Annotated in this window: 11 protein-coding genes; 3 read left to right on the top strand and 8 right to left on the bottom strand. The window is 67.4% G+C overall.

The genetic code is table 11. The features are described 5' to 3' along the window. The 7 genes from ABIR74_RS08895 to ABIR74_RS08865 all read right to left on the bottom strand — a co-directional run. On the bottom strand, positions 1-467 hold a 467-nt coding region (locus tag ABIR74_RS08895), incomplete at its 3' end, for a sigma-70 family RNA polymerase sigma factor (RefSeq protein ID WP_348177179.1). 63 nt (positions 468-530) lie between these two features. After that, positions 531-2,015 (bottom strand): 2,3-bisphosphoglycerate-independent phosphoglycerate mutase, encoded by a 1,485-nt coding sequence (gene gpmI / locus ABIR74_RS08890; RefSeq protein ID WP_348177177.1) that lies wholly within the window; start codon positions 2,013-2,015, stop codon positions 531-533. Beyond that, on the bottom strand, positions 1,988-2,677 hold the full coding sequence (gene tpiA / locus ABIR74_RS08885; RefSeq protein ID WP_348177175.1) for a triose-phosphate isomerase: 690 nt from the start codon (positions 2,675-2,677) through the stop codon (positions 1,988-1,990). Before tpiA ends, gpmI begins: the two co-directional genes overlap by 28 nt. Positions 2,678-2,680: 3 nt before the next feature. Continuing rightward, positions 2,681-3,724, bottom strand: a complete 1,044-nt coding sequence (locus ABIR74_RS08880) for a phosphoglycerate kinase (RefSeq protein ID WP_348177183.1) — start codon at positions 3,722-3,724, stop codon at positions 2,681-2,683. Positions 3,725-3,726: 2 nt separating this feature from the next. After that, positions 3,727-4,725 (bottom strand): type I glyceraldehyde-3-phosphate dehydrogenase, encoded by a 999-nt coding sequence (gene gap / locus ABIR74_RS08875; protein ID WP_348177174.1) that lies wholly within the window; start codon positions 4,723-4,725, stop codon positions 3,727-3,729. A 278-nt stretch (positions 4,726-5,003) separates the two neighbouring features. Beyond that, positions 5,004-5,933 carry a DNA-binding protein WhiA gene (whiA, locus tag ABIR74_RS08870; RefSeq protein WP_348177172.1) on the bottom strand — a complete coding sequence of 310 codons (930 nt, stop codon included), beginning with the start codon at positions 5,931-5,933 and terminating at the stop codon, positions 5,004-5,006. Further along, a complete protein-coding gene (locus ABIR74_RS08865; RefSeq protein WP_348177170.1) occupies positions 5,930-6,556 on the bottom strand; it encodes a methylated-DNA--[protein]-cysteine S-methyltransferase in 627 nt (208 codons plus the stop codon). Before ABIR74_RS08865 ends, whiA begins: the two co-directional genes overlap by 4 nt. A 23-nt stretch (positions 6,557-6,579) precedes the next feature. Here ABIR74_RS08865 and pruA point away from each other — a divergent pair, with 23 nt between their 5' ends. Genes pruA through ABIR74_RS08850 form a run of 3 tightly spaced genes read left to right on the top strand, consistent with a single transcriptional unit; the run spans position 6,580 to position 11,321 of the window. Then, positions 6,580-8,214: an L-glutamate gamma-semialdehyde dehydrogenase gene (gene pruA / locus ABIR74_RS08860; protein ID WP_348177168.1), complete on the top strand. Its 1,635-nt coding sequence runs from the start codon at positions 6,580-6,582 to the stop codon at positions 8,212-8,214. Continuing rightward, the gene (locus tag ABIR74_RS08855; RefSeq protein ID WP_348177166.1) at positions 8,211-9,182 is read left to right on the top strand and encodes a putative sulfate exporter family transporter; all 972 of its coding nucleotides are present in this window, start codon (positions 8,211-8,213) and stop codon (positions 9,180-9,182) included. Before pruA ends, ABIR74_RS08855 begins: the two co-directional genes overlap by 4 nt. Before the next feature lie 60 nt (positions 9,183-9,242). Then, entirely contained in the window at positions 9,243-11,321 is a 2,079-nt protein-coding gene (locus tag ABIR74_RS08850; RefSeq protein ID WP_348177164.1) for an NAD(P)-binding protein, read from the top strand. Here ABIR74_RS08850 and ABIR74_RS08845 read toward each other — a convergent pair. Then, on the bottom strand, positions 11,318-11,623 hold the full coding sequence (locus ABIR74_RS08845) for a TIGR04076 family protein (protein ID WP_348177181.1): 306 nt from the start codon (positions 11,621-11,623) through the stop codon (positions 11,318-11,320). The genes ABIR74_RS08850 and ABIR74_RS08845 overlap by 4 nt on opposite strands.

Genomic DNA, 11,623 nt, shown 5'->3' with positions numbered 1-11,623 from the left:
ATCTCGAGCGAGTCGGCGATCTCGGAATACGACAGGCCAACGATGTCACGAAGCAGCAGCGCCATCCTGAGGTCGACGTTCAGGGTCTCGACCGCCCGCCAGAGCGCCGTGATCGTCTCCGCTCGCTCGAACGGAGCGTCGAGCGACTCGAGCGGCGCGATGTCGTCGATGCTCACGGCACTGCGGGGTCGCCGCTCGAGGGCACGGAGCTCGTCGAGCACGCGGTTCTTCGTCACCTGGAACATCCATGTCGTGAACCGCGAACGAAGCGAGAAGCCGGGAAGACCCTGATAAATGCGTAGGAAGGACTCCTGCGTCAGATCCTCGGCGAGCGCACGGTCGCCGACGAGCCGCAGGACGTAGTTGTAGACCGGCCGCTCGTAGGCGCGAACGATGATCGAGAACGCCCGCTCGTCGCCCTTCTGGGCTTTGCGGAGAATTCCGAGATCGGGCTGTTCGAGCGCCAATTCGCGGCCGAGCATACAGCCGATAGCAAGGATTTCACCAACTATTTACGAGTCGCTGAAATGTCACCGATTGTGCGTGATCAGCGGGCTTCCCGTCATCGCCGTCGGAATTGTCAGGCCGAGCAACAAAAGCACCGTCGGAGCAAGGTCGGCAAGCCCGCCGTCGGCTCGCAGCGTCACTCCGGGGATCGTGAGCACGAGTGGAACAGGGTTTGTCGTGTGAGCTGTGTGCGGGCTGGCCCCGTCCGGCTCGAGCATCGTCTCGGCATTGCCGTGATCCGCCGTGACGAGGCAGACACCACCGAGAGCGAGTGTCGCGTCGACAACCCGACCCAGGGCCGCATCGGCAGTCTCCACGGCGGTGACGACGGCAGGGATCAGGCCCGTGTGACCGACCATGTCCGGATTCGCGAAGTTCACGACGCAGAAGCCATACCCCTCGGGCAGAGCACGCACGACCTCGTTGGCGACGCTGGCGGCCGACATCTCCGGCTTCTCGTCGTACCCTGCGACGTCGCGCGGAGAAGGTACGAGCACACGCGTCTCCCCCTCCCATTCCGACTCCTCGCCGCCGTTGAAGAAGTACGTCACGTGCGCGTACTTCTCGGTCTCGGCCGCGTGGAGCTGCCGCACGCCGGCAGCACTCAGTGTTGCCGCGAGCGTGTCCACGACCTTTTGCTCCGGGAACACCGTTGGGGCATCGATGTCCTCGGCGTACCGGGTCATCGTCGTCAGGTCGACCCCGCGCGCGAGGAGGCGACGCGAGAGCTGGCGGCCTCGATCCGGCCGGAAGTTGAAGAAGATCGCGCTGTCGGTCTCGGCGTTCAGCCGCGGGCGACCATCCAGCACGATCGGCTCGATGAACTCATCGGTCGCACCGGCCTCGTAGCTCGCGACCACGGCCTGGACGGGGTCGGCGACGTTCGCACCGAGGCCGTCGACGATAGCGCCAACGGCCCGATCCGTCCGATCGGCCCGACTATCGCGGTCCATTGCGTAGTAGCGACCGACCACTGTCGCGATCCGGTCGCCCGGGAGCAGCGCGAGATCGGCTTCGGCCGCATGCGGAGAAACGTCCCTCCCATCCGTGAACGCGTGAATCCAGACGCGCTCCCCCATGCCCTCGCGCCGTGCGAACTCGAGAAGCGCCAGGAGGTGATCGATGTGCGAGTGGACGCCGCCATGGGAGACGAGCCCGAGCAAGTGAACGTCTCCCCCGCGTTCACGCGCTCGGGCAAATGCAGCGCGGAGCACCGCGTTCTCGAAGATCGTCCGATCTGCGACCGCGACGTTCACACGCATCAGATCCTGGAAGAGAACGCGGCCGGAACCGATCGTGAGGTGGCCGACCTCGGAGTTGCCCATCTGACCGTCGGGCAGCCCCACGGCCTTGCCGGAAGCGGCCAGCGTCGTGTGCGGGAAGGTCTCGCGGAGGCGGTCGAAGACGGGAGTCATTGCAAGCTCGACCGCGTTGCCCGGACCAGGCGCGGCGAGGCCCCACCCGTCGAGAACGACGAGCGTTACGAGAGGGAAGCTGCGATCTGGCACAGGCTCGAGAACGACGCGGCGTCGAGGGAGGCTCCGCCAACCAACGCACCGTCGATCGACGGTTGGGAGAGAAGCTCGGCTGCGTTTTCAGGCTTCACGGAGCCGCCGTACAGCACACGGGTCGCGTGGAGAGACTTGATGAAGGCGTGCGCATCCTCGGCCATCGCGGGTGTCGCGGTCTTGCCCGTGCCGATCGCCCACACCGGCTCGTAGGCGATCACGAGCGAATCGTTGTGCGGCAGCACCTCGACCTGCCGGCGGAGCACGGCCTCCGTCTCACCGGTCTCGCGCTCAGCCTCGGTCTCGCCGACGCAAGCGATGACCCCGAGCCCGGCCGCGAGGGCCGCCTCGGCGCGGAGGCGCACCGTGTCGTCCGTCTCTCCGAAGTAGAGGCGGCGCTCGGAGTGCCCGACGAGCGTTCCTTGGACGCCGAGCTCGACCAGCATGCGCGCCGAGACCTCACCGGTGAATGCTCCCTCGTCCGACCAGTGGACATTCTGCGCGTAGATCGGCCACTCCTCACCGACCGCGGCCTCGAGCGAGACGAACGGCGGGCAGAGCACGACGTCGACTCCGTCAGGTGCCTCGAAGGAGTCGAAGAACGCGAGCGTGTCGGTCGGGCCCTTGAACATCTTCCAGTTGCCGGCGATCAGCTTGATCATCGTTCAGCCCTCCGGGATAGCGGCGATGCCGGGGAGCTCCCGGCCTTCCAGGAACTCGAGCGACGCGCCACCGCCCGTGGAAACCCACGAGACGCGCTTCGCAAGGCCGAGCTCCGTGATCGCGCGAACGGAGTCGCCCCCTCCCACGACAGAGTAGGCGTCCGCAGCCGCGACGGCCTCTGCGACGGCTCGCGTTCCGCCGGCGAAGCGATCCCATTCGAATACCCCCATGGGGCCATTCCAGAAGATCGTGGCCGCCCCACGAATGATTTCGGCGAACGCATCGGCGGTCTCGGGGCCGATATCGAGTCCGAGCCAGCCCTCGGGAACGTCGTCCACGCGCGCCACGTGCGACTCTGCGTCGGCCGTGAATGCACTCGCCGCAAGAACATCGCTCGGGAGCTCGACGGCGAACGAGAGCGGGTTGTGGACGCGTACCTGCTCGGCCATTTTGCCGCCGATCAACACGCGGTCGGCGCGCCCTCCGAGGTGCTCGAGCACCGCGAGCTTGTCGTCGACCTTGGCGCCGCCGGCGACGATCACGAACGGATGGGCAACATCGCCGAGGAGCCTACCGAGATGCTCGATCTCGGCGAGAAGCAGAAGGCCTGCGTAGGCGGGCAGGAGTCTCGCGACCCCTTCGGTGGAGCTGTGCGCGCGGTGAGCCGAGCCGAACGCGTCGTTGACGAAGAGATCCATACCCGCGGCCAGTTCGGCGGAGAAGCCGGCATCATTCGCGGTCTCCCCCGGATTGAACCGCGTGTTCTCCAGAACGCGTAGCCGATCGTCCGGGAGCAGCTCTCTCAGGTGGGTCGCGACCGGGGCCATCGCGAACCGCGCATGATCCTCGGACGTCTTCGGCCGGCCGAGATGTGAGACGACACAGACCTCTGCTGCTCCCTGGTCGAGGAGCCAGCGAAGCGTCGGCAAAGACGCCCGAATCCGGGTGTCGTCCGCGATCACGCCGTCTGAGAGCGGGACGTTGAAATCGGCGCGAACGAGAACCCGTCGGCCCTTGACGTCGGCGGTCTCGACCGAGCGGGGCAACCTCACGCCAGGAGTCTCCCGACGAGGTCGACGAGGCGGCAGCTGTATCCCCACTCGTTGTCGTACCAGCCGAAGACCTTCGCGGTCGCCCCATGCGCCATTGTGAGCTCGCTGTCGAAGATGCAGGAGAACGGCGAGTGGACGATGTCGCTCGAGACGAGCGGGTCGTCCGAGAAGCGGAGGATCCCGGCGAGTGGTCCTGCGGCCGCCGCCGCGTATGCGGCGTTGAGCTCGTCCTTCGTGACCTCGCGGCGTAGCGTGACGACGAGGTCGGTGAGCGAGCCGGTGGCAACCGGGGCACGCACGGCAACGCCGTCGAGTTTGCCCTTCAGATGTGGCAGGACGAGCCCGATCGCCTTCGCAGCCCCCGTCGAAGTGGGAATCAGATTGATCGCTGCGGCACGCGCCCGGCGGAGATCCTTGTGTGGCATGTCCTGCAGACTCTGGTCGGACGTGTACGCGTGGATCGTGGTCATGAAGCCACTCTCGATCCCGGCGAGGTCGTCGATCACCTTGGCCAGGGGAGCGAGGCAGTTTGTCGTGCAGGAGGCATTCGAGACGATGTGGTGTTGCTCCCTGTCGTACCCGTCGTCGTTGACGCCGAGCACGACCGTGAAGTCGGGATCGGTGGCGGGTGCGGAGATGACGACCTTGCTCGCGCCGGCATCGATGTGCTTCTGCGCTCCCTCCCGTGACGTGAAGAACCCGGTCGACTCGAGGACGACGTCGACGCCGAGGTCACCCCACGGCAACGCCGCCGGATCGCGCTCGGAGAGCATCTTCATCTGCTCGCCGCCGGCGTTGATCACGCCGTCTCCGAGCGAGACCTCGCCCGGGAACGGCCCTAGTACCGAGTCGTACTTGAGAAGATGGGCCATCGTCGTAGCGTCGCCGAGGTCGTTGACCGCAACGATCTCGATCCCCGCCCCGAGCTCCTGCTGGGCACGGAAGAAGTTCCGCCCGATGCGTCCGAAACCGTTGATGCCGACGCGAACCGCCATGATCCCTCACTCTCCTCGAATGGTCGATGTCTGCACCGAGTCTAACCCGGCGCCTGCTTCGGGCCTTCCGTTAACCCCTCGTTGCGCCGGCGATCCGGGTTGAGGAATCGTCCGTCGGCCTTCATACTCGAACGCGGTGGGTCCGCGCTCCCGGTCGGTGAATCCAGACCCCGTTCGCCGTCCAGTCCGGAGCGCGCTCGTTGGGGGAGGAGGTCGTCCTCGGAGCTCCTCCCCCAAGCCCGCCGTTCAGGCCTCGCGGGTGACCTTCGGGCTCGCGTCTAGCGTTCCGCCAGTTCGACGAGCCTCGCCAGACGCCGTTGCATGGCCGCCTTGGTAGCCGGAGGGCTCGTCAGGCCCGCGAGCTCCCGAAGCGACAGTGCAGGATGACGAAGTCGAAGCGAGGCGGCCTCGCGCAGCGGCTCGGCCAGCGATTCGAGCGCGCCCGACGTTTGCAGGGCTCTCGCGGCGTCGAGTTGGCGGTGCGCCGCGCGAGCAGTGCGCACGAGGTTCGCATGGTCGGCGTTCGTGAGCCGGTTCGCCTCGGAACGCATCTCGGCAACGACGCTCCGCTCCTCCAGGCCGAGCACCGCATCGACGACGCCTGCAGCAAGCAGGTAGCCCTCGATCTCCTCCCAGCCCTTCGCATAGGCGCGGGCGTGGGACGGCCTCTCCTCCACCTTCACCCGCACCTCCTCGGACGAGCAGACGCTACGGACGAACGAGGCACCTGCAAGGCTCGGCGTTCGCACTTCGAGGTGCGGCGATCTCGGGCCGGTCAGGGATCCTCCGCCGAGGAAGGCACCGCGCAGATACGCGCCTCGACAGCACGAGCGGGCGACGACGCGGCCAGGAGGTCGGTCGAGAGGTCGATGTTCACCGTCGAGCACACCTGCCTCTGCGAGCGTGGCGAGGGTCGCGTCCGACCCCTCGACGTGGAGTTGGTAGCGGGTCGCACGGTTGAAGGCGTGCGTGGCGTACGTCCGGATCTCGGACGGGATCCGGAGCTCGGCAAGGAGGGCGAACGCACGCCTCGCGGCGGCGGATGATCCAAGGTCGAGGTGGAGATCGATCGCTCCCCGTCCCCGAAGGTGCGCGACACCGGCCGTGTGAAAGAGGGCAGAGAGTTCTGCGAGACGATCGCAGCGCTGGCGGGGAGCGATCGCCGCAAGCTCCGCTCTGACGTCCTCGACGAGAGAGCCGGAGCTCACAGGTTCACACCCTCGAGGGTGAGAAGCCGAAGCTTCAGTGCCGGACCGGCAGCGCCGTAGCCCCCGATTCCGTTGGCTGCGACGACGCGGTGACATGGGATGATCAGCGAGTAGCGATTATCGGCACAGAACGAGCCGGCTGCCCGGGCCGCGCCGGGGCGACCCGCCAGCGCCGCCAGCTCACCGTACGAGACGACCTCCCCCCACGGAATTGCCCGGGCGGCGACGGCGAGCTCACGCTGGAGCGGTGTCGCCCACGCGAGATCGATGACGACGCCGTCGTAGGACGTCGGCACACCGTTGAGATGGGCCTCGATCCGCCGAGACAGATCCGACACGATGTCGGCGCGTTTCCGTCGCGGCTTGCCCGCTACGTTTCCCGTTGGGAGCCCCGCTCCCCCGTTCCGGCACCACGTCGCGGGGTCGGAGGGCTCTGCCCGCGGCCCGCTCGAACCGTGGCCCGAAATCCCGACCGGTTGCCCGGCGAACCCCTCGGCAAAACCGGGCGAGCAAGCTCGTATCTCCTCCGATGCGAGCTCGTGTTGAACAACGATTCCGTCGCGCACCCAGATCTCGCCCACCCCCCAGCCGGGGATCTCGTAGGGGAATCGCGTCACGCGCACGCTGACGACAATACAATCGGCGCATGAGCGCTCCCGGAATCTTCCGCCCGCCGGCCGCCTTCAACGAGCCGATCTCGAGCTATGCACCCGGCACACCCGAGCGCGCCGCTTTGCAAGCGCGACTCGCCGAGATGTCCAGCGAGCGTGTTCACATTCCGATGGTGATCGGCGGCGAGCGCGTAGAGACTGGCACCACGTTCGAGGCAGTCATGCCTCATCGGCGATCCCACGTCCTCGCGGACGTCGAGCGTGGCGGCGCTGCCGAAGTGGAGCGAGCCATCGCCGCCGCGCGGGCCGCCGCTCCCGAATGGGCACGCACGCCGTGGCACGAGCGCGTCGCGATCTTCCTTCGCGCGGCGGAGCTGATCTCCGGGCCATGGCGCTCCACGATCAACGCGGCGACGATGCTCAACCAGTCGAAGACCGCCTTCCAGGCCGAGATCGACGCGGCCTGCGAGACGATCGACTTCCTTCGTTTCAACGCGGAGTATCTCGTCCGGATCTACGAGGAACAGCCGGTCTCGTCGCCCGGTGTGTGGAACCGCATGGAGTACCGCGCCCTCGAGGGATTCGTCTTCGCGATCAGTCCGTTCAACTTCACCGCGATCGGCGCTAACCTCACGTCGTCCCCGGCCCTGATGGGCAACACGGTCGTCTGGAAGCCCGCCTCGACGCAGGCCCTATCTGCCTGGATCACGATGCGGATCTTCGAGGAGGCCGGCCTCCCGCCGGGCGTGATCAACCTCGTCTTCGGACCGGGCGCCGAGATGGGAGCCGCCGCGCTCGCGAGCCCCGACCTCGCGGGGGTGCACTTCACCGGCTCCACCGCGGTCTTCCAGTCGATCTGGCGCACGATCGGCAACGACATCGGCCGCTATCGCGGCTACCCGCGGATCGTCGGTGAGACCGGCGGCAAGAACTTCGTCGTCGCCCATCCGTCCGCGAATCCGACCGAAGTGGCTGCCGCGATCGTGCGCGGTTCCTTCGAGTACCAGGGACAGAAGTGCTCTGCGTCGTCCCGGCTGTACATCCCGTCGAATCTCTGGTCGGAGGTGCGCTCGACACTCGAGGCGGAGGTTGCGACCATCTCGGTCGGCGATGTGAGCGACTTCACGAACTTCATGGGCGCGGTGATCGACCAGACGTCGTTCAACACCCAGCGCGACGCGATCGCCGAGGCGCGCGCCGCCGGTGCAGAGATCGTCGTCGGCGGTGAGACCGACGACAGCGAGGGCTGGTTTGTCGACCCGACCGTGATCAAGACCGACGACCCCGATTTCCGCTTGCTGCGAGACGAGCTCTTCGGACCGATCGTCACCGCCTGCGTCTACGACGAGTCCAAGTGGTCGGAGACGCTCCGGGTCGTCGACGAGACGAGCCAGTACGCGCTCACCGGAGCCGTGTTCGCGAATGACCGCTACGCCATCGCCGAGGCCCACGACGCCCTGCGGAACGCCGCCGGCAACTTCTACGTCAATGACAAGTCGACGGGAGCCGTCGTCGGTCAGCAGCCCTTCGGTGGCGCTCGAGCCTCCGGCACGAACGACAAAGCCGGCTCGATGTGGAACCTGATCCGCTGGGTCAGCCCCCGCACGATCAAGGAGACGCTCGTGCCGCCGACCGACTACCGCTACCCGTTCCTGCAGCCGGACGAATGACGCGTGCTGCGCCCGGCCTCGCGCTCGCGGGGATCGGTGTCGCACTCTCGCTCGGCGCACACCGAGCGATGCCTGACCTTCCCCCGCTCGTCCTCTGCGTCGCTCTCGGGATCGCGCTCGCGAACCTTGCTCGGGTGCCCGACGGAGCCGCCCCCGGTCTGAAGGTCGCAGGCGGACCGGTGCTCAAGCTCGGAGTGGTCTTGCTCGGGCTCGATCTCGTGTTTCCCGACATCCTCGCGCTTGGCTTCCGTGCCCTTCTCGTCGTTGTCGGCGTTGTCGTGATCACGTTCTTCGGGACCAGATGGGCCGGGCGGAAGCTCGGTGTCTCGGACAACCTCTCGCTGCTCGTCGCCTCGGGCTTCTCGATCTGTGGGGTCTCGGCAATCGCGGCCGCAAACGGCGTCATCGACGCAGACGAGGACGAGGTGGCCTTCTCCGTCGCTCTCGTCACGCTGTGCGGCACGCTCGCGATCGTGACGCTGCCTCCCCTCCAGGGCGCGCTCGGTCTCGACGACGAGCAGTTCGGTGCCTGGGTCGGCGCGAGCGTCCACGACGTCGCGCAGGTCGTCGCGACGTCGTCGACGGCGGGCAGCGTCGCGCTCGCGACTGCGATCGTCGTGAAGCTGACACGCGTCATGCTCCTCGCCCCGCTGATCGCCGGCATCGCCCTTCGCCATCGGCAGACGAGCACCGAACGCGGCGAGCGCCCGCCGCTCGTGCCGCCGTTCATCGTCGCGTTCGTCGCCATGGTCGTGATCGCGAGCATCGGCATCGTTCCCGACCGGGCGCTCGTCCGGATCGACGACCTCCGAACCGTCCTCCTCGGCATGGCGCTGTTCGCGCTCGGCACCCGCGTCAACGTCAGCCGGATGCGTCGACTCGGCGCTCGCCCTCTCGCCCTCGGCCTCGCCTCGTGGCTGCTCATCGCTGTCGTCGCCTATGCCGGCGTCCGCCTCGCCTGGTCCTGATCCGGGGCATCTCCTGACCGTGCGGTCAGGAGCATGGCGAACCGCGATACACTCTCGGCCATGAGTCGCGAAGCTCGTCACGACATCCTCTTCGAGCCGGTGGAGATAGGCCCCGTCACCGCGCGGAACCGCTTCTTCCAGGTCCCCCACTGCAACGGGATGGGGCACCGAGACCCGACGCCGCTCGCGTTCATGCGCGGCGTCAAGGCAGAGGGAGGATGGGCCGTCGTCTGCACGGAGGAAGTCGAGATCCATCCGTCCACCGAGGTCTCGCCGTACGCGGAGGGACGCCTGTGGGACGACGAGGACATCCCGGCTCTCGCACGCATGGTCGACAAGGTTCACGAGCACGGATCGCTCGCAGGCATAGAACTCCTCCACAACGGCCGTGTCAGTTCGAACCTCTACAGCCGCCTGACGTCGATGACCGTCGACCACATGCCGACGGACGGCTACGAGCCCGTGCAGTCGCGCCGGATGGCCCTCTCCGACATCGATGACCTCCGGCGGCGGCACCGCGCCGCCGCACGGAGATCGCTGCAGGCAGGGTTCGACATCGTCTACGTCTACGCGGGGCACTACCTCAACACGATCGGCCAGTTCCTGTCGCCGCGCCTCAACGGCCGGACGGACGGATACGGTGGCGACGCCACTGCGCGCGCCCGACTCCTGCGCGAGGTGCTCGAGGACACACTTGCCGAGGTCGACGGCAGAGCCGCCGTCGCCTGCCGGATCATGATCGACGACCTGTCCGGCCCCGGTGGCTTCGGCCGAGAGGAGATCGAAGCCGTGCTCGCGCTCACCGGCGAGCTGCCCGATCTCTGGGACTTCGTCGCGGGTGAGTGGGAGAACGACTCCGTGACGTCGCGGTTCGGCGAGGAGGGGTCTCAGGAGATCTACCTTCGCGGCCTCAAGCAGCTGACGACAAAACCCGTGGTCGGTGTCGGCCGCTTCACGTCACCCGATCTGATGGCCCGCATGGTGCGCGAAGGCGTGATGGACTTCGTCGGTGCCGCGCGCCCGTCGATCGCAGATCCATTTCTCCCGGTGAAGATCGAAGAGGGTCGCTATGACGACATTCGCGAGTGCATCGGCTGCAACATCTGCGTTTCCGGCGATGCCACCATCGTCCCGATCCGCTGCACGCAGAATCCGAGCATGGGCGAGGAGTGGCGCCGCGGCTGGCACCCGGAGACGTACCGCCCGGCGCCCACTCCCGCAAAAGTTCTCGTCGTCGGTGCCGGCCCCGCAGGGCTCGAGGCGGCGATGTCGCTCGGGAAGCGCGGGTATGACGTCGTGCTCGCCGAGGCGACCCGCTCGCTCGGCGGGCGTGCCAAGCGCGAGGCGCGGCTGCCGGGGCTCGCCTCCTGGATCCGCGTCGTCGACTACCGCAAGGGCCAGCTCGACCGCCTGGGCAACGTCGAGATCGCACTCGAGAGCAGGCTCAGCGCCGATGAGATCCTCTCCTACGACTTCGATCACGTCGCGGTGGCGACGGGATGCGCGTGGCGGCGCGACGGAGGTGGTCGGTGGCATCCGCAGGGGCTCTTGCTCACCGAGGGCGTCGCCGCACTGACGCCCGACGACATCCTCGGCGGGGCGCGTCCTGCCGGCCACGAGGTCGTGCTCTTCGACGACGATCACTACTACATGGGCAGCGTTCTGGCCGAGCTGCTCGTCCGGGAGGGGCATGCGGTCACGCTCGTCACGCCCGCCCCCCGGGTCTCCGAGTGGTCCGTGAACACGATGGAGCAGCATCGCACCCAGGCCCGCCTGATCGAGCTCGGGGTGACCGTGTCGCCGTCGACCACGCTCGTCTCGGCGGGTTCCGGGACTGCCACCGTCGCCTGCACCTACACCGAAGCGGAACGCGAACTGGCCTGCGACGCGGTCGTGCTCGTTACAGCGAGGCTTCCCGAGGAGACGCTCTTCACCGACCTCGTCGAACGATCGGCCGAATGGTTCGACACCGGCCTCTCCACCGTAGAGGGCATCGGCGATGCTCGCTCACCCGGAACCATCGCGGCGGCCGTCTGGGACGGTCGACGCTACGCCGAGGAGATCGACGCGTCGGATCCGGGCGACGGGGTCCCGTTCCTGCGGGAGATCGTCCGCCTCGCTCCGCATTCGCGCAGCTAGGTCAGCTCCTCCGTCACAAGGACGCGCTCACCCGTCCTCTCGATGCGCATGACGAGCCGCTCCTCGGGATCCGGGCAGCAGACAACGTTGTCCTGCTCCAACCAATCCTCGTCGGGCAGACGCCGCATCTTCGCCGGGAGCAGCGGCAGCACGGCCTGGATTGCAAACAGGCAGAAGTGCCTTCCCTCGGGAATGCGTACGCGACTCGATTCCGTCACCTCGAAGTAGTCTCCGACCTCGAGGCCGCAGACGGAACGGCCGTCGATTCGCTCCACGGTCACGCGAAGGTCGTAGAGGCGCAT

The organism is Gaiella sp. (assembly GCF_039915195.1).
Lineage (GTDB): Bacteria > Actinomycetota > Thermoleophilia > Gaiellales > Gaiellaceae > Gaiella.
The sequence above is the reverse complement of the archived record's forward strand: the minus strand, read 5'-3'. Positions and strand labels throughout refer to the sequence as shown.